This is a genomic window from Microcoleus sp. MON2_D5 (assembly GCF_036701905.1).
Lineage (GTDB): Bacteria > Cyanobacteriota > Cyanobacteriia > Cyanobacteriales > Microcoleaceae > Microcoleus.
The window spans coordinates 1-26,209 of record NZ_JAUBRM010000066.1 but is presented as its reverse complement, the minus strand read 5'-3'; the positions used below and the strand labels follow the sequence as shown (position 1 = coordinate 26,209).

The 26,209-nt window shown below is 46.1% G+C and carries 19 protein-coding genes, 1 other RNA gene, 4 pseudogenes and 1 CRISPR repeat array (1 of these 25 cut by a window edge); of the genes and pseudogenes, 14 read left to right on the top strand and 10 right to left on the bottom strand.

The window, feature by feature from the left end; genetic code table 11:
- A CRISPR array of direct repeats spans positions 1–559; the repeat unit is 37 nt; unit sequence GTTTCAATCCCTGATAGGGTTTTAGGTTTTTTCCGGC; it reaches 1,684 nt to the left of the window's first position.
- A gap of 1,081 nt (positions 560–1,640) precedes the next feature.
- Positions 1,641–2,387: a dienelactone hydrolase family protein gene (locus QUA47_RS22140; protein WP_333432341.1), complete on the top strand. Its 747-nt coding sequence runs from the start codon at positions 1,641–1,643 to the stop codon at positions 2,385–2,387.
- Between the two features lie 99 nt (positions 2,388–2,486).
- Positions 2,487–3,386, top strand: coding sequence for a S1 RNA-binding domain-containing protein (locus tag QUA47_RS22135; RefSeq protein WP_333432340.1), 900 nt, complete (start codon positions 2,487–2,489; stop codon positions 3,384–3,386).
- Positions 3,387–3,593: 207 nt separating this feature from the next.
- Here QUA47_RS22135 and QUA47_RS22130 read toward each other — a convergent pair whose 3' ends face one another.
- Positions 3,594–5,780, bottom strand: a complete 2,187-nt coding sequence (locus QUA47_RS22130; protein ID WP_333432339.1) for an ATP-binding protein — start codon at positions 5,778–5,780, stop codon at positions 3,594–3,596.
- Between the two features lie 170 nt (positions 5,781–5,950).
- Positions 5,951–7,231 (bottom strand): phosphoribosylamine--glycine ligase, encoded by a 1,281-nt coding sequence (gene purD, locus QUA47_RS22125; protein ID WP_333432338.1) that lies wholly within the window; start codon positions 7,229–7,231, stop codon positions 5,951–5,953.
- Between the two features lie 338 nt (positions 7,232–7,569).
- On the opposite strand from purD, the gene QUA47_RS22120 reads away from it, so the two are divergent.
- Both QUA47_RS22120 and ssrS read left to right on the top strand, forming a co-directional pair.
- Positions 7,570–8,832, top strand: a complete 1,263-nt coding sequence (locus tag QUA47_RS22120) for a 5-(carboxyamino)imidazole ribonucleotide synthase (protein ID WP_333432337.1) — start codon at positions 7,570–7,572, stop codon at positions 8,830–8,832.
- A gap of 50 nt (positions 8,833–8,882) precedes the next feature.
- Positions 8,883–9,142, top strand: a non-coding RNA gene (gene ssrS, locus QUA47_RS22115) — 6S RNA.
- 313 nt (positions 9,143–9,455) lie between these two features.
- On the opposite strand, the gene QUA47_RS22110 is transcribed toward ssrS, so the two are convergent.
- The 5 genes from QUA47_RS22110 to QUA47_RS22090 all read right to left on the bottom strand — a co-directional run bounded on the left by QUA47_RS22110 (position 9,456) and on the right by QUA47_RS22090 (position 18,408).
- Positions 9,456–10,580: a M24 family metallopeptidase gene (locus tag QUA47_RS22110; RefSeq protein ID WP_333432336.1), complete on the bottom strand. Its 1,125-nt coding sequence runs from the start codon at positions 10,578–10,580 to the stop codon at positions 9,456–9,458.
- A gap of 29 nt (positions 10,581–10,609) precedes the next feature.
- Positions 10,610–11,695, bottom strand: a complete 1,086-nt coding sequence (galT, locus tag QUA47_RS22105) for a galactose-1-phosphate uridylyltransferase (protein WP_333432335.1) — start codon at positions 11,693–11,695, stop codon at positions 10,610–10,612.
- Positions 11,696–12,649: 954 nt separating this feature from the next.
- Complete coding sequence (locus tag QUA47_RS22100; RefSeq protein ID WP_333432334.1) at positions 12,650–14,329, bottom strand: AarF/ABC1/UbiB kinase family protein; 1,680 nt, start codon at positions 14,327–14,329, stop codon at positions 12,650–12,652.
- A gap of 445 nt (positions 14,330–14,774) precedes the next feature.
- Positions 14,775–17,000, bottom strand: coding sequence for a GAF domain-containing sensor histidine kinase (locus QUA47_RS22095; protein WP_333432348.1), 2,226 nt, complete (start codon positions 16,998–17,000; stop codon positions 14,775–14,777).
- 532 nt (positions 17,001–17,532) lie between these two features.
- Positions 17,533–18,408 (bottom strand): hypothetical protein, encoded by an 876-nt coding sequence (locus QUA47_RS22090; RefSeq protein WP_333432333.1) that lies wholly within the window; start codon positions 18,406–18,408, stop codon positions 17,533–17,535.
- A 178-nt stretch (positions 18,409–18,586) separates the two neighbouring features.
- Here QUA47_RS22090 and QUA47_RS22085 point away from each other — a divergent pair, with 178 nt between their 5' ends.
- Entirely contained in the window at positions 18,587–19,135 is a 549-nt protein-coding gene (locus QUA47_RS22085; RefSeq protein WP_190732517.1) for a LeuD/DmdB family oxidoreductase small subunit, read from the top strand.
- Positions 19,136–19,231: 96 nt separating this feature from the next.
- Here QUA47_RS22085 and QUA47_RS22080 read toward each other — a convergent pair whose 3' ends face one another.
- Positions 19,232–19,654 (bottom strand): NUDIX hydrolase, encoded by a 423-nt coding sequence (locus tag QUA47_RS22080; RefSeq protein ID WP_333213581.1) that lies wholly within the window; start codon positions 19,652–19,654, stop codon positions 19,232–19,234.
- A gap of 221 nt (positions 19,655–19,875) precedes the next feature.
- Positions 19,876–20,301: a DNA-binding protein gene (locus tag QUA47_RS22075; RefSeq protein WP_242722186.1), complete on the bottom strand. Its 426-nt coding sequence runs from the start codon at positions 20,299–20,301 to the stop codon at positions 19,876–19,878.
- Between the two features lie 151 nt (positions 20,302–20,452).
- On the opposite strand from QUA47_RS22075, the gene folD reads away from it, so the two are divergent.
- The 9 genes and pseudogenes from folD to QUA47_RS22030 all read left to right on the top strand — a co-directional run bounded on the left by folD (position 20,453) and on the right by QUA47_RS22030 (position 25,961).
- Complete coding sequence (gene folD / locus QUA47_RS22070) at positions 20,453–21,331, top strand: bifunctional methylenetetrahydrofolate dehydrogenase/methenyltetrahydrofolate cyclohydrolase FolD (protein WP_333405710.1); 879 nt, start codon at positions 20,453–20,455, stop codon at positions 21,329–21,331.
- Positions 21,332–21,404: 73 nt separating this feature from the next.
- Positions 21,405–22,166 carry a calcium-binding protein gene (locus QUA47_RS22065; RefSeq protein ID WP_333405709.1) on the top strand — a complete coding sequence of 254 codons (762 nt, stop codon included), beginning with the start codon at positions 21,405–21,407 and terminating at the stop codon, positions 22,164–22,166.
- A gap of 299 nt (positions 22,167–22,465) precedes the next feature.
- Positions 22,466–22,588, top strand: a pseudogene (locus tag QUA47_RS22060) (bifunctional 5,10-methylene-tetrahydrofolate dehydrogenase/5,10-methylene-tetrahydrofolate cyclohydrolase); the annotation flags it as partial.
- Positions 22,589–22,700: 112 nt separating this feature from the next.
- On the top strand, positions 22,701–23,462 hold the full coding sequence (locus QUA47_RS22055) for a calcium-binding protein (protein ID WP_333432332.1): 762 nt from the start codon (positions 22,701–22,703) through the stop codon (positions 23,460–23,462).
- A 148-nt stretch (positions 23,463–23,610) separates the two neighbouring features.
- Positions 23,611–23,799 (top strand): annotated as a pseudogene (locus QUA47_RS22050) (bifunctional 5,10-methylene-tetrahydrofolate dehydrogenase/5,10-methylene-tetrahydrofolate cyclohydrolase); the annotation flags it as partial.
- 73 nt (positions 23,800–23,872) lie between these two features.
- Complete coding sequence (locus tag QUA47_RS22045) at positions 23,873–24,634, top strand: calcium-binding protein (RefSeq protein ID WP_333432331.1); 762 nt, start codon at positions 23,873–23,875, stop codon at positions 24,632–24,634.
- A 124-nt stretch (positions 24,635–24,758) separates the two neighbouring features.
- Positions 24,759–24,869 (top strand): annotated as a pseudogene (locus QUA47_RS31060) (hypothetical protein); the annotation flags it as partial.
- Between the two features lie 17 nt (positions 24,870–24,886).
- A pseudogene (locus tag QUA47_RS22035) lies at positions 24,887–25,087 on the top strand (hypothetical protein); the annotation flags it as partial.
- Between the two features lie 76 nt (positions 25,088–25,163).
- Entirely contained in the window at positions 25,164–25,961 is a 798-nt protein-coding gene (locus QUA47_RS22030; RefSeq protein ID WP_333432329.1) for a calcium-binding protein, read from the top strand.
- Positions 25,962–26,003: 42 nt separating this feature from the next.
- Here the strand turns inward: QUA47_RS22030 and QUA47_RS22025 are convergent.
- Positions 26,004–26,209, bottom strand: a 206-nt coding sequence (locus QUA47_RS22025) for a hypothetical protein (RefSeq protein ID WP_333432328.1), incomplete at its 5' end; no start/stop codon positions are given.

Sequence of the window (26,209 nt, the reverse complement as noted above, 5' to 3'; positions counted from 1 at the left end):
TAGAATTAGTTTCAATCCCTGATAGGGTTTTAGGTTTTTTCCGGCCGCGGATTTTGATTTGAGATTTGGTGGCTTTCTTGGTTTCAATCCCTGATAGGGTTTTAGGTTTTTTCCGGCTTAGGGCTGACGCCGCAGCGGCTTTACACTGTCGGGGATTTTGTTTCAATCCCTGATAGGGTTTTAGGTTTTTTCCGGCGCGACCATCAAAAACAAAAGAGTGATGATGTGGGTTTCAATCCCTGATAGGGTTTTAGGTTTTTTCCGGCGATTAGAAAAGAAAGCCCTGGAGCGGTACAAACAAATCGTTTCAATCCCTGATAGGGTTTTAGGTTTTTTCCGGCCTCAAATTGCCCTGCAAGCTTCGCTGCTGCGGGCGTTTCAATCCCTGATAGGGTTTTAGGTTTTTTCCGGCGGCAGTACGCAAAGAAGAATTTCGGCTGGAATATTGAGTTTCAATCCCTGATAGGATTTTAGGTTTTTTCCGGCGGGGACAAAGAAGCCGTTATCAAGCATTGCTTGAATGTTTCAATCCCTGATAGGGTTTTAGGTTTTTTCCGGCCGCCCGTTCCAGAAGCCAGGGTGTATTTGGTTTTCAAGGTGCAGTTGCGTTCATCTAAAAGAAAAGTACCATTCCAGCCTTCGGCTTGTCAATACCCGAGTTTCCATACTCACTCCAAAACCTTATCCTGTAAAGCTTTCAGACTTTCCTTCAATTTTTTTTCACACGAGGGGCATCAAACTCTTGCTGCAGATGAGTTTGAGCCGACAAATTTGATACTCCGATTTTAACAGCTACCCATTGACGCAAACTAAGCAAAAAATATTCTGCGCTCAACGGGCTCTACGCCACCAATACGTTCGATCTTAGTCTGACAGCAAGCGCACAGCGGAAAAAACAAAATACAGTCTTCCTTGGGTTCGATGACTTTGTTCGGCAGGGCGATCGTAACTTAGACTTGAATCCTAGCCTGCATCCATCTCCTCAACTGGTTCGATGACTTGGTTCGGCGTGGCGATCGTAACTTAGATTTGAGTCCTAGCCGGAATCAATCTCCTCAAGTGGTTGGATAACTTTGTTCGGCGTGGCCATCGTAAATTACCATACTCAGTCTCACTCAATTCAGCACACTCAAACACACTGTACTACATCCACTGCCCATAAAGGGAAGCTCAAGGAAAAACCAACAACCTACCGCAATATAGCCCTAAAAGACTACTTAAAATTAGCCAAAAAAACACAACGATTCCGCCCACAAAAAAGCAAAGGGATTTAAAAACTACTCCGATAGAGTAAAAAAATAGCTCATATTTAACAGCTAATCGAGTTAGACACTTATCTGAAAAATCTCACGAACAAGCCAGATAAAATCTTCTCAACCCTAAGCTTATCAAAATCTATGTTAGAGCCAATCACAGACCAAAACTTATATTTTACCGATATTTTACCCCAATTAATTGCTGGGAGCGATCGAACCCGACCTATTCAGCAAAACCTAAACCTTCAATAAATAGCGAATTTTTACCTGCCATATTTGCGGTATTTGCGCTTTGCGGTTCCGAAAAATATTATTGGTGAATTGCCTAAAAATTCCCCAAATTAACTTAAAATCAGTAGAGTGGCATTTACCTTAAAACTACCTATGACAAAAGCCGAAATTAGCACCGAAAACATCACAGTTCCTAACGGGGATTTACAAATAGCTGCATACCTAGCCCAGCCAACCTCCCCAGGGCAATTTCCCGCAGTTATCGTAATTCAAGAAATCTTTGGCGTCAACTCGCACATCCGCGAAGTTACTGAAAGAATAGCAAAAGAAGGATACGTGGCGATCGCCCCAGCCATTTACCAGCGTCAAGCCCCCGGCTTTGAAACCGGCTACACACCCGAAGCCATTCAAATCGGCAGAGAATACAAAGAAAAAACCACAGCATCCGAACTTCTCAGCGATATCCAAGCCACCATCGATTACCTCAAAACTCTACCCTCTGTCAAACCAGAAGGTTTTGGCTGCATTGGTTTCTGCTTTGGAGGACACGTCGCCTACCTCGCCGCTACTTTGCCAGAAATCAAGGCTACAGCGTCGTTCTACGGCGCCGGTATCGCCACCCAAACCCCCGGGGGCGGAACCCCGACGATCGCCCGCACAGCAGACATTAAAGGCACTCTCTACGCCTTTTTTGGCACTCAAGACCCCAGCATTCCCTTAGAACAAGTTGACCAAATCGCCGCAGAATTGCAAAAACACAGTATTTCTCACCAAATTTTCCGCTACAATGCCGATCACGGCTTCTTCTGCGACCACCGCGGCAGTTACGACGCTACGGCAGCAGCCGACTCGTGGGTGCAGGTGAAGCAGCTATTTCATCAGCAACTTCAACCAGCTTAGAGAGTGGGAGATGGGGAGATAGGGAGATGGGGAGAGTGGGAAAATTTTTTCTACTGACGACTGGCAACTAAATTACTGACAACTGACAACTAAACTGACATGAATTCCAAATCTACAGGTTCTCAAAGCGCAAAAGCATCCTTTTCAATGGATGATTTTGCTAAAGCCCTCGAACAGCACAATTACGAGTTCCAGAAGGGACAAGTAGTGCGCGGCAAAGTGTTCGAGTACGACTCAAACGGCGCGTATGTTGATATCGGCGGCAAGTCTTCGGCTTTTTTGCCGATCGAAGAGGCTGCTTTGAGAACAGTAACGGATTTGTCGGAAGTGGTTCCGCTGGACGAGGAACGGGACTTTTTGATTATCCGCGAACAAGATGCAGATGGCCAAGTTACCTTGTCCCTGCGGCAGTTACAAATTCAGCAAGCTTGGGAAGATCTAATTGAATTGCAGGAAACCGGTAAAGTTCTTCAGGTGCGGGTTTCTGGGGCGAATAAAGGCGGCGTGACAGTAGATGTTCAGGGAATGCGCGGTTTTATTCCCCGATCGCACTTAGTGGAACGCGATAACCTAGAATCGCTGATCGGTCAATCTTTGAGCGTTAATTTTTTGGAGGTCGATCGCGAACGAGAAAAACTCGTACTTTCCCAGCGGATGGCCACTCAATCGAATGCCTTCAAGGATTTGCAAATTGGTCAGTTGGTGGAAGGAAAAGTCAGCAGCATCAAGCCTTTTGGCGTGTTTGTGGACTTGGAAGGAGTTAGCGGTTTGCTGCACATCAAGCAAGTTAGCCAAAAATATATTGATAACCTTGGAAAGGTGTTTGCTCCCGGTCAACCCCTGAAAGCGATCGTGCTTGACCTCGATGAAAGTCGTGGCCGGATTTCACTTTCTACTCGGGTACTGGAAAATTACCCAGGGGAAATGGTGGATAAAATGGCGGATGTTATGGATACCGCAGAAGAGCGCTCGGAACGCGCTCGAAAGACTATTTCTTAAGTCTTGAGGTAATTAGAACCCCATCTACCGGAAACAATAGGAATCTAGGTTTAACCGCAGATAAACGCCGATAAACACAGATAAAATCATCGGTCTTCATCTGTGTCCCTCGGCTAATATCTGCGGTTAAAAAATCCCAATCTAACTAATCTGCTTTCTTCTTGATTCCTAATCAACAGTCAACAGTCAACAGTCAACAGTCAACAATCATTCCGGTGCAACCGGAATCGATATAAGATGACTCGAACTTGTTTCACTCTCCACAGTTGCTTCCACGGGCCAAGAATTTTCCATCTCTAGTGTTTGTTTCGGCTGATAAACTGCCAAGTCGAACCAGAAAGTCGTACCAACATTAACTTCGCTAACTAAATTAATTTTAGTGTGGTGCTTGTCAATAATGTTTCTGACAATAGAAAGACCTAATCCGGTTCCTTCTAAAGTGTGTACTCGGTTTTCTACCCGGAAAAAGCGATCGAATATTGCTTGTTGGTCTTCAGGATCTATGCCAATTCCAGTATCAGAAATTTCGATCCGCACTACCGGAAAATGTTTGGCATCCGGTGACAAGTTGTGGTTGACGGATTGACCGTCTTTGTGGGTGGGCGCCTCCGGCTCTAGCAAATACGCTCGAATGGCCACCTTGCCGCCGGACTGAGTAAATTTTAAGGCATTTCCTACTAAATTTGCAAATACTTGCAGTAACAAATCGTAATGACCTAAAGCAGGCGGCAAATACGGGTCAACTTCTTGCTCTAATTCAATGCCTTTATCCTTAGCATTTAACTGATAAGTCCGCAGGGTTTGTTCCACAGCTTGCGGGAGGTCAACAGCCTCCAAGTGATAAACTCGGCAGGATTCCAGTCGCGACAAGTCTAACACGTCGTTAACTAAACGAGTTAGTCGATCGGTTTCTCGATTGGCAATTTCTAGGAATTCCCTGCGCTCGCTTTCTAGAAGGTCTTCTCCGTACTCGTGGAGAGTCTCGATAAAAGATTTGATATTAAATAAAGGCGTTCTCAATTCGTGAGAAACATTGCTGATAAAATTGCTTTTAGCCTCATTGAGTTCTACTTCCCGAGTGATGTCCTGCACGGTCATTGCAATGCCTTTGAGACTTTCTCGGTAATTTCCAGAACCTTGATGCTTGGAGGTTTGCTCGTAGAAAGTACACTCTACAGCTACCGGGCGTTGTGGCTCGGTACAGGTATCTTCCTCATGGCGGATGCAGCTTTTGCACAGCGGTTCGGCACCGGGCGCTTTGTGCAGAATGACTGTAGTTAAAACAATCCGAATTGTACGGTTAACGGGTTCGCTCATAGAGATGCGAAATTCGCCGCCTTCGCGATCGCCCGCAGCTATTTCCTGCAACGGTCTCGCCAACTCCTGCTGCACTTCCGAAGGCAAAATGTTCAGAACATTTACTCCGATCGCTTTTTTGCCTTGCCATCCAAAAATCCGCATCCCCGTCGGATTAACTAAAATAACCTGCAAATTTGCGTTTAATAAAAGCGCGCCATCAGCAATCGTTGAAACCAAAGTTTCTAACTTAGCTTTTTCCGCTGTCAGCTCTTCAATATTTTGTTCTTCATAACTTTCGAGTTTCTGGGCCATTTCATTAAAACTGCCGATCAACTCGCCCAATTCTCCCCCTAAAGGCAGGTCAACTCGCTGCTTAAAATTACCGCTGGCAATGTTTTTGACCCCGAAGACTAATTGTTTGATCGGCTGAGTAATTGTCAGGGCATTAAATACAGCCCCCAAAATTACCATCACCCAAATAGTGACAAATACTGCTAAAGTGACATCCCTAGTCAGATTTGAAGAGATCACTGCTGCGGGATTTGGGTTAATGCCGATCGCCAAAACTCCCAAATATTTGTCTTCATGAATTAACGGCACAAATACATCGGTAACTTCTCCATCTGGCGTCAAATGCTGGCGCACCAAAGGCAAAGAAGTTAAATTTCTCGCCTCAATATCGGCGATAAAATTATCGGGAAGTTTGATCTGGCGGCGCAGCGTCAGGGAAGTTTCCACCTCGGATTCCGAAAAGGGTATCCCCAGGAAAATATCCCCCGCTTCGTCTGCGTAAAGCATATAGCGGACACTGAAGGTGCTGCTGTAAAATTGGCGGGAAAAGCGGGCTACTTCGGAGCGATCGTTTTTGGCAATCAGCGGCGCCACATTTGCCGCCAACAGCAGGCCGAGGTCGCGGCCGTAGCGAGTATCGTTAAGTCGCGCGTCTTGCTGGATAGTATTCACGGCCCAGAAGGTGAGGCCACTCATAATTAACGACACTACGAGGGTAGCAGCGGCCATCAGGCGGGTCTGGAGGGTAAAATCCGACCACCAGCGGGCAATAATTTCTCCGATTTTGTTTAGTATGGCCAGCATTTCACCAGTTCACCCGTTCAATATTAAAAGCAAGATCAATTCCGTTGGCTCCCGATCGAATTTTCTGCAGCGACTTGTCCGCTACCGCCACCGCAGAGATACCAAACTTCATTGTTACATTTCTACATTGAGATTGCTTGGCTGTGGGATGGCGGCCGATGTCGCAGTTCCTAATTTTTATCGCCCAGAGCTCGGCGGCCGATGTCCCGGCGGCAGTAGACCCCTTCAAATTGGATGCAATCAACTGCTGCATAAGCTTTGGAAATAGCTTGTTCCAAAGTTTCTCCCGTCGCAGTGACGCCCAAAACCCGGCCGCCGTCGCTCACCAACTGCTGCTGCTTCAACTGAGTGCCGGCGTGAAACACTTCTGCTCCTTTGGCTTCAGCTTCCTCGATACCTGTAATAACTTTGCCTTTTTGATAAGTTCCAGGATAGCCCCCAGAAGCCAAAACTACGCAAACAGAGGCCCCCGACTTCCAGCGAATAGAATATTCACCGAGACGCTGCTGACAGCAGGCCAGTACCAAATCTTCTAAAGGGGTTTCCAGCAGTGACAAAACCGCTTGAGTTTCGGGATCTCCGAAACGGCAGTTGAATTCTAAGACTTTGGGTTCTCCCTCGGGGGTAATCATTAAACCTGCGTAGAGTACACCCCGGTAGTCGATTTTGCGTTTTTGCAGTGCTGCGAGGGTGGGTTCGAGAATTTCTTCTTGAATCCTTTCCATGAGTTCCGGGGTGACAATGGGCGCTGGGGCGTAGGCTCCCATACCGCCGGTGTTGGCTCCCTGGTCGCCTTCGCCGATAGCTTTGTGGTCTTGGGCCGGCAGCAACGGTTCCACTGTGATGCCGTCGGTGAGGGCGAGAATCGAGACTTCTTGACCTGTTAAGAATTCTTCGACGACGACTCGGAGGTTGTCGGTGCCGAATTCGCCTCGGAAAATGGTGTTGATGGCGCTGTGAGCCATTTTGACGGTGGTGGCAACGGTGACTCCTTTGCCTGATGCGAGTCCGTCTGCTTTGATGACTATTGGGGTTCCTTGTTCCAGAACGTATGCTTTTGCTGCTTCTGCGTCTGTAAATACGGCAGCTTTGGGTGTGGGGATGCCTGCTTGGAGCATCAATTCTTTGGCCCAGGATTTGCTGGATTCAATTTGGGCGCCGGCTTTGGTGGGCCCGAAAATCATGAGTTTTTTCTGTTGGAAATAGTCGGCGATGCCTAGCGATAGGGGCAATTCGGGGCCGACGATGACTAATCCGATGTTGTTGACCATCACAAAGCGTTCGATGCCTTGGAAGTCGTCGATGTTGAGCGACAGATTTTGACAGCCTGGGGTCGTAGCTGTGCCGCCGTTGCCCGGTACGCAGAATACTTGTTTAATCCGCGTAGATTCTAGCAGTTTTTTTGCGATGGCGTGTTCGCGCCCTCCGTTTCCCACAACTAAAACTTTCACAGTATCCTCACCTATAAATTTTGTTTCCTGAATGTCTGATTTTCAGTGTTGGCATCTGTCTATCTGCTTTTTGCAGTGCTGTCAATTATGCCATGCTTGGCGCTAGGGAATTGCTAGATGTGGCACTTTTCTGGAGGAGTGGGCTTCGACCGCTGTTTCTCAATGGCTGGGAGCGTGCAATAATTAAAGACTTTAGCTGCCCAATTTTTAGGGGTTCTGCCTCGATTTAATCCTGCAATTAAAACTCTTTTCTGGCTTTTAACTCTTCAATTACTGTAATAGAGCCAGGGCCAAATAGCGATAAGATAGGCAGGTTGACTTTGCGAAATTTTACTCACATGAAATCAAATCAAACCGCTGCGAGTTCGTCTGCCAAATTTAAGCGGGTGGGCGTTGTCGGCGGCGGCCAGCTAGCTTCGATGATGGGGGATGCTGCTAGGGCGCTAGGTATTGAATTGGTAGTACAAACTCCCCATGCTACTGACCCGGCAGTTTCTGTTGCTGCTGGTGTTGTTTTGGCTGCTGTTGATGATGTTTTGGCTACGGCTCAATTGGCGGCTGGCTGCGATGTTATTACTTTTGAAAATGAGTTTGTGGATTTGGATGGTTTGCGGCCGCTAGAACAGCAAGGTGTGTTATTTCAGCCGAGTTTGTCGTCGCTTTCTCCTTTGTTGGATAAGTACGTTCAGCGCTGTTATTTACAAGGTTTGGGTTTACCAACTCCGAGGTTTTGGGAATGGGATTGCAGCGCGGATTTGCCCCCAGAATTGTCTAAGGCGGTGGCGATCGACTTTCCGGCAATTTCGGTTTCCGACAGCGTGCAGATGGAAGGAGACTCGGATGCTGGATCGATCGACTTTCCCTTTGTCCTCAAAGTTCGCCGCCACGGTTATGACGGCCAAGGTACTTTTATTGTTAACGATCGGGGGAGTTTGGAGTCAATTCGTGCTAAACTCCAAGGTCAGTCTTTGCTAGTGGAAGAGTTTGTGCCGTTCGATCGCGAGTTGGCAGTGATTGCGGCTCGATCGGCAAATGGCGAAATTGCTATTTATCCGATAGTGGAAACTCAGCAGCAAAATCAGGTTTGTCATCTGGTGATTGCGCCCGCTGATATTAGTTTAGATGTGAAAACTGAAGCTTGTGCGCTCGCCCGCACTCTCCTCAACAGTTTGCAAGCTGTCGGCGTATTCGGCATTGAATTATTTTTAACCGCCGATAATAAGCTGTTAGTCAATGAAATTGCACCCCGCACTCACAACTCGGGACATTTTACCATTGATGCCTGCGAAACTTCACAATTTGAACAGCATTTGCGCGCAGTTTGTCAACTGCCTTTAGGCAATTCGGCTCTGAAATGTGCAGGCGCTGTCATGGTAAATTTGCTAGGCTACGAGTCTGCCCAGTCCGATTATTTAGCAAAAAGAAAACAACTGGCACAAATTAGCGGTGCTTTTGTACATTGGTATGGTAAGAAAGAATCGCGTCCCGGCCGCAAACTCGGTCACGTTACAGTTGTGCTCGACGCGGAATTGGTGGCTCAGGGGCGATCGTCAGCAGAGGATCTCGCTCAAACCGTAGAATCCATCTGGTATGCAAGTTAAATTGCTCGAAGGTTGCCAAAATCTGGTTAGTTGGTATATATTAAATAAAGGTTCTACTGCGACGTTGGTGACTGCCAATAATGTTTTTTTGATCTATAACTCTTAACTCTCGGGAATCAAGATGTTTGGACAGCAGTAAACTGGGCTTGTACCCATAAACTTTAAGTCCGTCTCCAGCTCTTACCAGAAGCCGGAGCAGACGAAGAAGTAAACTGGGCTTGTACCCAGAAACTTTAAGTCCGAGCCAACGGTACCCACCTGGTAAAATACCAGGTCAAAAGCTGAGGTAAGACGGCGTTGCGGGGAGCCATTAAAATTGTGATTGAGATAGGCGCTGTGAAATATGGCTAGCCTATTTTTTTTGAGATAAACGCCTTTAGTCATACTACATCTTCAAGTTGTGCCTAAACTCCTCTAGGCAGGGCTATTTCATTCTAAATCAGGCCTTAGCAAGGATATCGTTTCCGGTTGCATCGGAAGGAATAATAAAATCGAGTCAACAGTCAACACTTAACAATCATTCAGTTTTTCGACTGACAGTCACTCGTCAAGCAATCATGAGGAGTGCAACCGGAATTGATAAGACTTGTCGATCGCGCCTGAGATAAAAATAAAGCGATAAGTTAAATTGACGACGGTCGATCGTGCCATATTTCCAGCGGTACTGGCCGCAACCTTCCCGCTACTTCTACACTCGGCCAATTCGGATCAAAGGTCAAATTTTCCAACGTTCCATCGCTGTGAATTAAAAACGTATCCTCAATTTTTGCTCCCGACAAACTCGGATTCCAAGCCACAGCCACATTTTCTGCCAAAATATCTGAAGTAGCCGGATTCGCCACAATTTCCCGCGCCAAATATCCGGTAGTTCCGCCTTGATGGTGTTCCGCAATTGCTTGAGGATATCCGTGCTCTTCGTAAGCAGTTTTAAGCGTATCATAAACCGCATTCAGCGTTACTCCCGGCTGACACAAATTTAGCGCCGCTGCTTCAATTTCCCTGACTTGTCGGTGCAACTCTGAATACTTTTCCCCAAGAAAATCGAAACAGACAAATCTGGTTAAATTTGCATACAAACCCCATCCCCTCGCGCAAAATACTAACATTGCTTGTCGTCCAATTTGTTCGGCGGTAGCTGTGGCGTGGCGGTACATTGGTAAACGCCTTTCTCCAGCAACTAATGTCAGGGCTGGATGCAAACCTCTCGCCCACAAAGCCTCTGCACCGGCTCCCGCTAGCTGATATTCTGTCCATGTTGGTTTGGCTGCAGAAAGTACCTCTGTCATCGCTTCGCTAGCTAAACGCCCGACTCGCCGGTATCGCTCTAATTCGCTTGACATCATTGTCTGTTTGCGAGACTGTAAAGATGCGATTATTGGCGTTTCTTTGGGATAAATTGGCCGATCGCTCATGACGTTACCGTCACCAGTAATTTCTTTGACGAAAGCTTCGCGCTGTGCAACATCTGCCCAAGGATAGATGTGCATTTGAAAGTTGGCTGGCAATTCCTCGTCCTGCAAGCGTTGAGCTTCTATTTCATCGGTGAGAACCCAAGCGTTTTCCGCAGTAATTAATATTTCTGCAACCCCGGTTTCTGCAGTTAGCAATACTGTATGGGAACCGCCGGCTGTGGCCCAGGCAAACCAGTCAGTGCCTCGCAAGCGAAGGGCGATCGCTTTTGTTTCGGTTAAGGCTTTGCGGATGAATTCGAGTTTTATATCGACTTCTTTGTTGAATGAGTTTATCATATATTGACCCAAAATCTAAAATCTAAAATCTAAGATAGATTGACCGATACGGCTTGCAATTCTTTAGCTTTTTCTTCGGGTAAAGCGTCGTTGGCAAACATTCCGGCGGCGAGTTCGGTTCCTGCGAGGTATTTTAGCCGCTCGCTCGAGCGATAGGGCGGATAAAATTGGGCGTGCAAATGCGCTTCTGGATGGGGTTTACCGTCTGTTGGCCCTTGAAACCAAGCCATCAAATAAGGGAATGGGCGATGCCACAAACCGTCATATTTGAGGGTGACTGTTTTTAAGGCTTTAGCGAGTGATTGACGCTGTTTTTCCGTCAAATCGACAAATGTAGCAGCGGGGGCGATCGGGGCAATCCACACTTCGTAAGGGTAGCGGGCACAAGCGGGGACAAAGGCGATCGCCTCTTCGTCTAAATAAATAATTCGCTGTTTGTCGGAAATCTCTTTTTGAATCAAATCTTGCAGCAAACCGCTACTGTTTTTTTGATAATAAACCGATTGACATTCTAACATCCGTGCCGGCACCGGTGGTACGAACGGATAAGCGTAAATTTGACCGTGGGGATGGTGCAAAGTTACTCCGACTTCGACGCCGCGATTTTCAAAGGGCAAGACGTATTGAATTTCGGGATTGCTGCCAATAACTGAAGTGCGATCGGCCCATACTTCTAACAATAATTCCAAGTGAGATAACTCCAAAGAACCCAATGAAGCTAGCGGATCTTGAGTGAAAACAACGACTTCGCAAATGCCCTTGGCGGGCAAAGTTTCGACAATATTTGCAGCTGCATTTTTTGCTTGCAGAGTCAGCGAGGGAAAGCGGTTGTCAAACACTGCTACATCGTACTCTCCCGGCGGCAATTCTGTCGGAAACTTAGGGTTAATTGTAGCTGCCAGCGGGTTGTATTCCGGCGGCGGCATGAAAGTTCTTCCCTGACGGTGGCTGGCGTATGCTACCCATTCCCCCCGCAAAGGATGCCACCGAAAGTGGGGGTTTGCCTCTACTGGTTCATTGCTGGGACTTACGGCCGCGATACCTTCTGGGATTGGGTAGCGACTGTACAGTGTGAGTGGGCGGCCGTCTGGTTTTAGCAATGTTTGGGCGTACATTTTTTGTAGGGGCGGGCGATCGCGTTTAATATATTTTAGGAGTATAACTTCGTGCTTTGAGCATCCGCCCCTACCTAAAGTCGCAAATTATTTTAACAAGTTTACTTTGCAGTACCAACGTCAGCCGACCGTCCGCAAGTCCTCCAGGGGTGGAAACCCACGGGTTTTTTAGCTAAAGAGCTCGCTATGAGGACTAATGAGTTCTTGAGTCATATCTAAGAGGACTTTAGCTTTGACAGGACTTACGCAGGCCCACTATATATAGTGTGCCAAAAAAGGGATCTCCTTTTTCTCTCATCAAGAGTGAGCCTCACGAGATTAAAAACTTGATCACTCAAAAAATCACCAATCCTCCTGTTTAACAAGATATAGCAGTAGGAAAGGATAGTGGTCAGACTAACTAGAAAGATTTAATAATACTCTGATACAAAGAATATTTTGTAGGGGGAAATCACCACTTTAAAATACTCTCCAATATTATAGGCAGCTCTTTGGTATTTTATTGATGAGTAGAACGCCAGTTGACCTATCAAATAAAACCCTTAATTATTGACTGTGCAGGGCTACCTAATTTTTAACCTTTGATTCGCATAGGCTAAACTTAACGGATATTGCCACTTTAATTATCCGCGCTCCACACCTTCGCAATTGTATCGCTATTATTGCAGGTACTGCCACATTAGTGCAGCGAATTACAGCGTTATATAACAAGGTAATATTGCTGACTAAATAGCAGCAGAATTGGATCGTCTCTGCTTAGCGCAGGTTTATCCTGCACTGATTATCACGAAAATTGAGCAGAGATAGAAGCAGAGTTAGTGGCCCAAGAATCGGAATATGAGCGTTGGACAGCATTAAATAACCTACAAATGCAGGAGAAATGAGTCAGCATTAGTCTTTTTAATGAGGGCGAAAGTCCTGACTACGATCGCAATTCCCAATTAGCCAGTATATTTATCGATCGACCATTCGATCGAGCTTTTCCTTAACCAACAAGTCTAACAACGAACGCAACACAAACAAGCCACCGAATCCCGAAACCGCAAAAGCTGCGATCGCCCCCGTTTTGTATCCGCCTATCAACAGCACTGCACCCGACAAAAACACAAAACCAGTCAGACAAGCGAAAATTAGAGTTTTAAGGGCTAAATTAATGCGTTTCAAGGCTCTTTCGCTCTCGATATTTCGGACTCTAATTTGCAGTTCACCCTCTTCAATTCGCTGCTCCAAACGCTTGATAAAAACCTGCGATTTGCTCGGCTGCCGTAACTTATATGTAATAAAACTTCGCGCTTGCCTTGCCAATTCTCCGATCGCATTTCCCCGCCCCTTGCTCACCGCAATACTCTTGACAAAAGGCTGAGCGGATGCTATGAAATTGTAGTTAGGGTCGAGAGTTCTAGCTATGCCGTCGAGAGTCGTCACGGACTTGACAATAAACATCATTTCTGCAGGCAAGCGAAACGGTTGCTGCTCGAACATGATGTAAAGTTCGTTCTTAATTTCATTAAAAGCTTGAAGGTCGATCGGCTTATCAATAAACTTATCCAACAGAAAAGCAATCAGCCTGCGTACCGGCATCATATCCGGCATCGGCTCAACCAAGCCGATCGAAATTAAAGTATTGAGTACCTCGTCAGTATCCTTTCTCATCACAGCAAAAAAAGTCTTGACCATTTGGTCTTTAGCCAGAGACTTTATCTCAGCCATCATCCCAAAATCGTAAAAAATCAAGCTACCATCTTCTGTCACCGCCAAATTTCCCGGATGCGGGTCAGCTTGAAAAAAACCGTCTATTAACAACTGTTTTAAATAACAGCAAATTCCGAGTTGATTGAGCTTCACAATATCCACTCCAATCGCCTCTAAACTAATGCGGTCGTCCACCTTAATGCCGGGTGCGTATTCTAGAGTCAGCACTTTTTTAGTCGTGTATTGCCAGTAGACTTTCGGGACAATAACCTGAGGATATTCTCGAAAATTATGGCTAAACCGATCGGAATTTTTACCTTCTTGCACGTAGTCAATTTCTTGATATAAAATCTTAAAAAACTCGTGATAAATAGATTCCAGGTCATATTTGCGCGTTCCAGGCAAATAGCGATCGCAAAAACGCATCACTTGGCGCACCGCCTTCACATCCAAATCAAATAAACTTTCCAAACCCGGACGCTGCACCTTCACAATCACATCTTCCCCGGTGTGCAGCCTCGCTTTGTGTACCTGTCCCAGACTCGCAGCAGCGATCGGCGACGGGTCAAAATCGCGGTACAAAGCATAAATATCCTTGCCTAACTCTGATTCTACAAGAGCGATCGCCTCTTCGGAACTAAACTGAGGAACCCGATCCTGCAACTGTTCGAGTTCCTTCACATACTCAAGCGGCAGCAAATCCGCCCGAGTCGAGAGAGACTGCCCGATTTTAATAAAAGTCGGGCCTAAATTCAGCAAAGTATTGACCAACCAATGAGCCCGAATTCTTCTAGTTTGAGGCGAATTATTTTGCAGCAGTCCGTCCCACCACAAAAAAAACATAAACTTTCCCGCCGCTGCAAAAATGTCTATTTGCCGTGCCAGTGGCGAATATTTAGAACGTTGCCAACGCAGGGTTTTAGGTGCAGCTTTTGTGAGCATAATATTGGCTATCGAATTCCATGCACCGTGACAATTTTTAGGGGACAATCCAGGACGCAGAAACCGGCTTGTACGAAAAGACGGATGGCAGGCCTTTGAAACAGTTAAAAAACTCAGTTTCTTTGGTCTATACTGCGTAATGTCATCTCCGACTATACAATTATAATTAAGTTCCTAGTAAGTAATGCAAGTCCTCATTAATTATTCATAAATAGAGGACAGTCGTACTCACGACAAACACGCGCTAATTACAGCCCAATAACTAGACATAATATAAGTCTTGGGGAAAATCAGCAATTGAGAACCGGCAATTTAGACTGCAACCAGACCAATAATTCAAAACAGAGGACTTGGTAGGGTTTACGACATTTCCAAATCTCCCTCTTCTGGCAAGTTTTCTAGTTTCGCCTGTTCGCTGCCAATTCCCAGCAGCTTCTCAACCGAACTATTCTTCTACATTACAGAGTTCCGCTGCAAATTGCGGCAGAGTCAGAGTAAAAGATGTGCGCCACAAATTGTCAGATTCTGAACTTTCTGCCGGACAGCTAGATACATCAATAGTACCATTCAAGTGCTGCACTAAAGACTTTACCAGAGCCAGACCCAAACCCGTACCGGCGATAGCTTGGTCAGTAATGCCAGTGCCGCGGCGGAACTTGTCAAAGATGTGGGGTAAATCAGCAGCAGAAATGCCGCGCCCGAAATTAGAAATGCTCAGGACAATATAGCCGGCTGCCTCAGACGCCTCCAAAACTACCGCCGTTCCAGAAGCAGAGTATTTTCCAGCATTCGTCAGCAGTTCCAGCAGTACCCGATTGAGAATGTCCGGGTCGGTTTCCCAGCAAGGGGTTAACTTGGGCAAATCCACCTTCAGAGTCAATTGCTTATCCGCCCACTGTTTTTCAAAATCCTTAACTAAATCTTGCAATAAACGGTTGAGATCGATTTTGATTAGAGAAATCGGGACTTGCTGAGGCTCAAACTGTTTGAGGGCCAGCAAATCGTTAACCAGAGCAGTTTCCTTAGAACACTGCTGTTCGAGAATGTCGAGATACTTAGTCCGACTCGCGGACGGCAGTTCAGCTTGTTTGAGCATCAGAATCGCTAGCTTCATGATTGTTAAAGGGGTACGCAACTCGTGACTCAGAGTGCTGAGAAACTCGTCTTTAATCACCTTCAATTTCCGCATTTGCTCTAGCTGATTGGCAGATTGTTCGTACAGTTTCCCCTGCAGGTCGAGGCTTTGCTGCAACTGAGCGGTTCTGTCTAAGACTGCGGTTTGCAATTCCTTAAGCGTTTGAGTTTGGATAATCATCTTGCTCGCTTGAGCGCTGACTGATTCCAGAACTTCTAATTCTTCCGGGGTCCAAGTGCGCGGCTCGGAGTGCTGCAAAACCAAGAAACCCAAAACTGTTTCCTGGCAGCAACCGCCCGTGAGGGGAACCAGCAGCAAGCCGCGAATACCTTGGAGTTTCAAAATTTCTTTGGCTGCTTCTTGTTCTTTGCCGATTAATTGGCCTGCGTCAGCGAGGGCGAGGGGTTTGGGTGCGCCGTGGAATGCTTGGCGGCACAAATTAGATTCTGACAGCCAAAAAGCGGGAGAGTTATTTGGTTTTGAGTTGGGGATTTTGGATTGGGAATTAGCAGTTTTATCCTTGTTTTTTGTTTTGGATGTTGAGCTTTTTTTCCCAGTAGCGCTTTGTGTTATTGCCTGTTTGTTTGGAGCTTTTTTTACAACGGATTCGCAGAGGAATTCGACTTTCGCTTTGGGCGTTTGATTGGGGGAGCGATCTTTAAATAGAGGGTCTGTATATTTCAATAGCAGGATTTGACCTCTATCTACTTCCAGGGTATCGACGGTATTTTCAATAACTTGCTGCAATATTCGATCGACTTCTGAATTTGTGTCGATCGATGCAGCAACTGACATGAGTAGATTTTTGTATTTAGCTTGTCGCTGTAACTGTTCGTTTAAGCTGGCAATTTCTTGAGTTTTTTGAATGTGAGAAATCGCGATGCCGATCGCCTCTGATGCTGCTTCAAGGCGCTGCCGATCGGCTACCGACCACTCGTGAGGTTGCGACTTACCAACAATCACCATGCCATTTACAGCCCCTCCAAATCGGGCAGGCCCTGCCAAAATTGCCCGAAAAGGCAGCGCAGTCACAGGAGAATTGGGCGATGAAGCTGCCGGACGATCAAGATAATCGGATATCGCCACTATCTCGCCGTCTGCTAGGACGTTTGCCCAAGCGGGATGTTCGAGTGATATGCTAGGCGGTTTTAATCTTGGGGTTTGCGGGTTTTCCGGTGTTTCGGTGGAATCCGCAACACCGGCAACATAGGGGAAATCGCTGCTATTTTGCCAGTAAGCATTCGGATTTACTACTTTTTGGTCAACCACAGCAGTAACCCAACAGAAATCTGCCCCCCATGCAACCCCCAAAGTATTGGCTATTTGCAGCAGCAGGAGTTCTCGATCAAAGCTGGTGGCGAGAATTTGGCAAATTTGTCGCCCGAGAAGGGCAGGATCGACCTGGAAGTGCATAAGACGATCCAGAAATTTTTGGACTGATACTGGTTCTGCGATTTGCGGTAAATGCAAAGTGCAAGACTCGGACGGCGATCGGTCGATCGGACTAAAGTCTTGATTTCCCTGGCAATCGATCATGGCAACCAAGCCTTTATTCTAAGATGTTTGAGCCGGCTCCCGCTGCAACAAATATAGAACCTTTCCATAACTGTCGGCTTGACTGTTATGACCCTGCTTTCTGTGTTTGTGCAGCCTGTCGGCGGGTCACTAGATATCTGAAAATATACCCCAAGCTGACAGAGTTCTATTTTCCCGTTTTCTACCCTTCGATCTGTACGGGATGAACTTTACCATCCTTTACCGGATGATTATCAATCCATTCCCGCTAATTTTGACTGTTATTGTATAGTATGAAGCTTTTCTAGAGGCCGCTTAGTGACACCCTTCTCCTCACTCTGTGATGTTTCCTATTTAAGTTTGCGATCTTAACAAATTTTTATTTTGATACAAATCCGCCGATCGAGTGACAGCGAGCGCAAAAATTCCCATTCAAAAAATTATCACTCATAACATAGTTGAGAGTTTTCGAGTTTTTGCTCAAAAACTCATTTTTCACAACACCTAGAGCCGTGCAGCCAAGTCTCGGATTAAATTTCTCCCACTTACCTGCTTACTTATTTTGTGCTTCCTGTTGGGCTTTATCGCCATTTTGGCGGTAAAGTGCAGTCCGGTTCAGAGCCGTTGTGTAGCGGGGGTGCTTGGAAGGCACGGCGGCCATCAAATCGGAAGCTTGCTGCCACTTAGCAGCTACGACTAACCAATCCTCGCGAGATTGAGCGGTTTTGCCCTCGGTGGCTGCTTGTTCGGCTACTCGCACTGCTTGGGCAAAAGAGTCAACAGCAGAATTAACAGTCTCCTTAGAAATTTTCAAAGCAGGTTTTGCCTCAGAGGAAGGGGCAGTGGCAACTGCTTGGGTGGTGGCTTGTGTGCTGTTTGGCACTTGGGAATTGAGTCCTTTGTAGATGGCTGCCACTGCTGCAAGTAACAGCACGGTCAAGCTGATGCCGCCGACGATACCGCGCTGAAATTGCCGCGGTTGCTGCATCGATCGAGGTATAGCCATTCTCGGCAAAGCCCGCTTGCTGGAGAGAGCTTGGCGTTCGTGATGGGCGGTGGCTAAACGCTTGAACAAATTCGGCTTTCGGAGTTTAATTTCTTGAGACCACAACAGTTGATTATCGGGATCGCGGCTAATTTCTTCGAGCCACAGCAGTTGGTGTTCTCGGACAAGCCGACTGTTGATGTTGACTCGGCGAATATTGTGGGGCGAAATGCGTTCCAAAATTTCTCGGACTCGATCGACCAAACTAGACTCTTCGAGCATTTGGGGCGTTGCAGCTTCGCACAGCAGTTGCAGCACCCCCTCTGCAAACACAGCTCGGGCCCTGACCCCTACCTGTGCCAGTTCGTCATTAAGGATTTGAATAATCGATGCAACCGAGCCCTCGCGAGCTTGTCGAGCAATGTCATCTATTGGATTGGCCATAAAACTATCTTGACGCTTAGCAATCTGTTAATTGTTAACCCAAAGTCTCGGATCTAATTTTTACTCATACAGGTTATCACTGACACTGCCAGGTTAAAATGAACAGATGCAAATCTTGCATACCGATCCACTTAAAATTATCACCACAGCATCGAGCGAGGCTAACAGGAAATAAACTATGGGTAAAGTAATTAGCGGTCAAATTTTTGTTGTAGACGACAACATCGATACAGATCAAATTATCCCGGCCGAATACCTGACCCTGGTTCCCTCGAAGCCGGATGAGTACGAGAAACTAGGCAGTTACGCTATGATTGGGTTGCCCGATCGCTACGGTAAGTTTATCGAATCCGGTGAACAGAAAACCCGGTATCCGATTATCATAGCGGGCGAAAATTTTGGCTGCGGTTCTTCGCGGGAGCACGCTCCGATAGCTCTCGGGGCCGCCGGCGTCACAGCAGTGGTGGCTTTGTCTTACGCCCGCATTTTCTTTCGCAATTGCTCGGCTACTGGGGAATTGTACCCGATGGAATCAGTCGAGCGGCTCTGCGACTTGTTTGTAACCGGTCAAGAAGTGACGATCGACTTTACAGCAGAGGTAATTGTCAACCACACTCTCGATCGAACTTTCTCGCTCAAACCTTTAGGAGAAGTAGGGCCTGTAATAGATGCCGGAGGGCTGTTTGAGTACGCGCGCCAAACGGGAATGATTGCGGCTCGCTCTTAACTTTTAAAACCCTGCAATGTAGGGTGTACCACCGGGCGCACCTTACGAAGATCTCCCCGCTCAAACCGCTCCCATCTAGGGTGCGGGGAAATTTTCTCACATCGACTCAATAAAATTCAATAAAATGCGCTGGTGAGCAATGCCAAAAGGTCGCACATCTCCTGACTGCTCAGAATAGCATTTGCCAGCCCGAATCTGCTCCGGTGTCAACAACTTCATATCCCACCCCTCAAGCAAAACTAAATCCTTGACATCCGCACTAAGTTGTGCATGAAAAACGTGGCGAACGACATCTTTTTCGACATCACAACAGAAAAAAGAAACACTTGCAGGAGCATAGCCAATTTCCTCTGATAATTCCCGCACTACAGCAACTTCCGGCGTTTCCCCGGGTTCCAAGTGTCCGCCAAACAAAGCCCAATGTCCGGGATACCTGATATGAGGAATATCGTCCCGCAACTGACAGAGAAACTTGCCCTCTCGGTACAAAATCGCGATCGCAACGTGAATTTTAGTCATGTGTTAGAAAGAAAAAAGAAGGAAAAAAGTGCTGTAGGAGCGGGTTCACCAACATCTGTAAAATTAACCAAAAATATAGGTAAACCCGCCCAGACCATAATATTATGGTTGATGAACTTTGAAGATAAATAAACAGCTCCAAATCGCCCAAGCACAACTATAAACCTTTGATTTGTAGGAAATAGACTTACTTTTTGAAATAAATTAGCAGCTTCGTATTTTTATTTATTAGCCGCTGGAGTGCGCTTTAATTGCTCCATTTCCTCAACATAAACTTCACCTAAATCCTTTCCTGCCAATTCCTTCAGAGTAATACTCTTGTAGCGGACTTCTCCCTTCAGCAACACTTCATCGCCAAGCTGGGGCAAATCTTGCGTGGTTAAAATCCAAATACTGCCAGTACCATCCTCAAGTTGATAGGCCGCATTCCCCACAAACGGAGCGCGATTTTCCACCTTTCCCCGGAGATAAACTTCAGCATCCACTTGCCGCTTTTGTTGAACGTCGCCAATGCTAGCCACATTAAAACCAAGATTAAGTTGAGACAGAGGTAAATTGCCACAACTGAAAAAACCGCTGGCGAGGATTAGCGATAAAGAGCCGGTGCAGAATCTTTGAACCCAAACTTGCTTAATTGCAGTAGTCATTGGTCAACTGATTTGAGATTTGAGATGTGAGATACGACTTACTTTAACAGAATCCCAAGAATCGATCGCAAGTAATAAATTTCTCTAGTGTAGTCCTTGGCGGGGATTAAGCTAAAATCTAAAATCGTCCGCCCCTAACCCAGAGTCTACAATGGATGCCAAAACTGCTCAAATACTAGATGGCAAAGCTTTAGCGACAAAGATTCAAACCGAGCTGAGCGATCGAGTTCGCGCCCTACAACCCCAAAAGGGGCGTCCTCCCGGACTTGCGGTGCTGATGGTGGGCGACAACCCAGCTAGCGCAGCCTATGTTCGCAACAAAGAGCGAGCCTGCGCTAAGGTTGGCATAGCTTCCTTCGGCCAGCATTATCCCGCAAACGCTACTCAAGCCGAACTAGAACTTGCAATTCGTGCGCTCAACGAGGACGATCGAGTAGATGGCATTTTAGTTCAATTACCGCTACCAGAACACTTAGATGCAATTGGGCTGCTGTACCAAATTGCTCCCGACAAAGATGCTGACGGACTTCACCCTGTAAATTTAGGCCGTCTCGTGCGTGGGGAGCAAGGTTTGCGGAGTTGTACTCCCGCCGGAGTGATGCGGTTATTGCAGGAATACCAGATTGATTTAAAAGGAAAAAATGCCGTTGTTTTGGGACGGAGTATTTTGGTAGGTAAACCGATGGCGCTGATGCTGTTAGAAGCCGATTGTACTGTTACGGTAGCTCATTCGCGATCGCAAAACTTAGAATCGATTACCAATCAAGCCGATATTTTAATAGCCGCAGTCGGCCGCACAGAAATGATTACAGCTAATATGGTCAAACCGGGAGCAGTAGTAATTGATGTCGGTATTAACCGCGTCGTCAATCCAGATGGTACGAGTCGTTTGGCCGGAGATGTTGATTTTAATGCTGTTAAAACAGTAGCCGAATTTATCACGCCGGTGCCGGGAGGAATCGGGCCGATGACTGTTGCTATGCTTTTGGAAAATACCGTATCGAGTTATATTGAATACGGTTCTAATTGAATAGGGGCAAACTTGTGAGCCAGTATTGGCTCAATTAGGGTTAGTAATCTACCAACAGACAAAGATTTTAGCTATGGCTTTAAAACCGGATGCGTCAGGGACATTGCGCTTAATTGGCGACAACACCTCGGAATTCATTCTACTTTCTCCTGAAGCTCTAACCAATTTCCCTTTAGGAGCTTGGTTACTCGATGGGGACGATACAGTATATGGCTTAGGGGGTAGCGAGTTAATCCTGGGAAATGAAGGGGAAGATATTCTCGCAGGTTTTGACGGCAATGATTCTTTATTTGGGGGAAAAGGAAGAGATGGCCTGTATGGAACTTTTGGAAATGACTGCCTCAGTGGTGGTCTAGATGCTGATTACCTTGGTGGACAAGCTGGCGATGATATTTTATTTGGGGGTAGAGGCAATGATCTTTTAAGCGGCGCAGGGGGGGATAACACTCTGGTTGGCGGCTTGGGCAGAGACTTCTTAATTTGTGGGTTTGGCAATAATTTATGCGTTCTGGGAATAGATCCTGCCACTACAGATATCAATTCTAGTGATCTGATCGGAGGTTTTGATCTTGATTTAGATCGCATTGGATTAGCGAGTGACTTAACGGTCAATGATATAGTGTTGGAGCAGGTACAGGATGTGACACTAACCTTGAGGCGAGAGTTGCCACAAGTTATACTACAATCCCTCCCTCCAAATGAGGTCAGCGAATTCAGCGGCTCTGCTTCAGGAACTCTAATCAGAGTCAGGAATTCTAACGCGATTTTAGGTTTTGTAGAGGCTGTAACGCCTAATGAACTACAAAGCAGGATAGTTTCCGTTCAGGGTTTCTAATCTCAGGACAATCACTGGTGGCATGAAAAAATTATCATTTTGTTAGCCACAAATTAACTCCTGATATTTACAGGACTTACGCAGAAACGCTAGTAGGGTGCGTATTTCGCACCTTACTACTATGGGTCGTGTAAAATTTGACTGTGCAGCGTAAGTCCTGTAAAATTATTTACTCTTTGATCCCGCATCGGCGGACGAAAGTTGGTGGAGTAGCGATTTCAAGCTGCGAGCGAAATCACTAATCACTAAGATTTAGCGTGAGAAATTATTGATAGCAACAACGCGAAGTCGGCGTTGTCAATACAGACGGTGCGAGTCGTTTGGCCCCAGATGTTGATTTTAATTCTGTTAAAACAGTAGCCGAATTTATAACGCCGGTGCCGGGAGGAATCGGGCCGATGACTGTTGCCATGCTTTTGTAAAATACCGTTTCGAGTTATATTGCATAGGGTTCTAATTGAATTAGTGCCAACTTGTGAGCCAGTATTGGTTCAATGAGGGTTAGTAATCTACCAACACACAGAGATTTTAGCTATGGCTTTAAAACCGGATGCGTCAGGAACATGGCGCTTAATTGGCGACAACACCTCGGAATTGATTCAACTTTTTCCTGGAGCTCTAAACAACTTCCCTTTAGGAGCTTGGGCGCTCGATGGCAACGATACAGTAGAGGGCTCAGGGGCTAGCGAGTTAATTCTGGGAAATGAAGGGGAAGATATTCTCCGAGGTTTGGCAGGCAACGATTCTTTATTTGGGGGAAAAGGAAGAGATGCCCTGTATGGAAATGAGGGAAATGACTGCCTCAGTGGTGGTCTAGATGCTGATTTCCTTACTGGAGACGCTGGCGATGATATTTTATTTGGGGGGAGAGGCAATGATCTTTTAGGCGGCGGAGATGGGAATAACACTCTGGTTGGCGGCTTGGGCAGAGACTTATTAAATTGTGAGTTGGGCAATAATTTATGCGTTATAGGAATAGATCCTGCCACTACAGATATCAATTCTAGTGATAGAATCGCACGTTTTGATCCTGATTTTGATCGCATTGGATTAGCGAGTGACTTAACGGTCAATGATATAGTGTTGGAGCCGCTACAGAATGTGACACTAACAGTTAGGTTCGATTTCCCGCAAGCTTTACAAGCATTCTTCCCTCCAGCTTTTCTCAGCGAATTTAGCGGACCTGTTTCAGGGACTCTAATCAGAGTCAGGAATTCTAACGCGATTTTAGGTTTTGTAGACGATGTAACGCCTAATGAACTACAAAGCAGCATTGTTTCTGTTCAGGGTTTCTAATTTCAGGACAATCACTGGTAAGCTGACAAACTTATCATATTGTTAGCCACAAATTAACTCCTGATATTTACAGGACTTACGCAGAAACGCTAGTAGTAGGGTCCGTATTTCGCACCTTACTACTATGGGTCGTGTAAAAAGTGACTATATTGATGTCGGTATCAACCGCATTGTCAATCCAGACGGTACGAGTCGTTTAGCCGGAGATGTTGATTTTAATGCTGTTAAAACAGTAGCCGAATTTATCACGCCGGTGCCGGGAGGAATTGGGCCGATGACTGTTGCTATGCTTTTGGAAAATACCGTTTCGAGTTATATTGAATACGGTTCTAATTGAATTATGACCCACTTGTGAGCCAGTATTGGCTCAAGTAGGGTTAGTAATCTACCAACAGACAAAGATTTTAGCTATGGCTTTAAAACCCGATCCATCAGGGACATTGCGCTTAATTGGCGACAACACCTCGGAATTCATTGAACTTTCTCCGGGAGCTCTAACCAACTTCCCTTTAGGAGCTTGGGCCCTCGATGGCGACGATACGGTAAATGGCTCAGGGGCTAGCGAGTTAATCCTGGGAAATGAAGGGGAAGATATTCTCAGAGGTTTTGCAGGCAACGATTCTGTATTTGGGGGAAAAGGAAGAGATGGCCTGTCTGGATCTGATGGAAATGACTGCCTCAGTGGTGGTCTAGATGCTGATTACCTTATTGGAGAAGCTGGCGATGATATTTTATTTGGCGGTAGAGGCAATGATTTTTTAGACGGCCAAGAGGGGAATAACACTCTGGTTGGCGGCTTGGGCAGAGACTTCTTAGAGTGTCGGTTGGGCAATAATTTATGCGTTCTGGGAATAGATCCTGCCACTACAGATATCAATTCTAGTGATCTGATCGTAAATTTTGATCCTGATTTTGATCGCATTGGATTAGCGAGTGGCTTAACGGTGAATGATATAGTGTTGGAGCCGATACAGAATGTGACAGTAACACTTAGGTTCGATGGGCCGCAAGCTTTACAACCATTGCTCGATCCAGATCTGGTCAGTGGAATTAGCGAACTTTCTTCAGGAACTCTAATCAGAGTCAGGAATTCTAACGCGATTTTAGGTTATGTAGAGAATGTAACCCCTAATGAACTACAAAGCAGCATTGTTTCCGTTCAGGGTTTCTAAATTCAGGACAATCACTGGTGGCATGACAAACTTATCATATTGTTAGCCACAAATTAACTCCTGATGTTTACAGGTCTTACGCAGAAATGCTAGTAGTAAGGTGCGAATTTCGCACCTTACTACTATGGATTGTTTAAAAACTGACTATTATATTGATGTCGGTATCAACCGTGTCGTCAATCCAGACGGTACGAGTCGTTTGGCCCCAGATGTGGATTTTAATGCTGTTAAAACAGTAGCCGAATTTATCACGTCGGTGCCGGGAGGAATCGGGCAGAGGACTGTTGCTATAATCCAGACGGTACGAGTCGTTTGGCCCCAGATGTGGACTTTGATGCTGTTAAAACAGTAGCCGAATTTATCACGCCAGTGCCGGGAGGAATCGGGCCGATGACTGTTGCTATGCTTTTGGAAAATACCGTTCCGAGTTATATTGAATACGGTTCTAATTGAATTATGACCCACTTGTGAGCCAGTATTGGCTCAATTAGTAGGGTTAGTAATCTACCAACACACAAAGATTTTAGCTATGGCTTTAAAACCGGATGCGTCAGGGGCATTGCGCTTAATTGGCGACAACACCTCGGAATTGATTCAACTTTCTCCTGGAGATCTAACCAACTTCCCTTTAGGAGCTTGGGCGCTCGATGGCGACGATACAGTAAATGGCTCCGGGGCTAGCGAGTTAATCCTGGGAAATGAAGGGGAAGATATTCTCACAGGTTTTGCAGGCAACGATTCTTTATTTGGGGGAAAAGGAAGAGATGCCTTGTTTGGACAGGAGGGGAATAACTCCTTCAGTGGTGGTCTAGATGCTGATTTTCTTCTTGGAGAGGCTGGCGATGATATTTTATTTGGGGGTAGAGGCAATGATGCTTTAGACGGCGGAGAGGGGAATAACACTCTGGTTGGCGGCTTGGGCAGAGACTTATTAAGTTGTGGGTTTGGCAATAATTTATGCGTTCTAGGAATAGACCCTGCCACTACAGATATCAATTCTAGTGATATAATCGAAAGTTTTGATCCTGATTTAGCTCGCATTGGATTAGCGAGTGACTTAACGGTCAATGATATAGTGTTGGAGCCGGTACAGAATGTGGCATTAACATATACGATCGATTTCCCACAAGCTTTACAACCATTACTCCCTCCAGATCCGGCCGGCGCAAGTGGATCTGCTTCAGCAACTCAACCCAGAAGCGGAATTACCGGAGTTTATTCAGGAACTCTAATCAGAGTCAGGAATTCTAACGCGATTTTAGGTTTTGTAGATGCTGTAACGCCTAATGAACTAGAAAGCAGGATTGTTTCCGTTCAGGGTTTCTAAGTTCAGGACAATCACTGGTGGCTTGAAAAACTTATCATATTGTTAGCCACAAATTAACTCCTGATGTTTACAGGACTTACGCAGAAACGCTAGTAGTAGGGTGCGAATTTCGCACCTTACTACTATCGTTGTGTAAAAATTGACTATTGTATTGATGTCGGTATCAACCGCGTCGTCAATCCAGACGGTACGAGTCGTTTGGCCCCAGATGTGGATTTTAATGCTGTTAAAACAGTAGCCGAATTTAT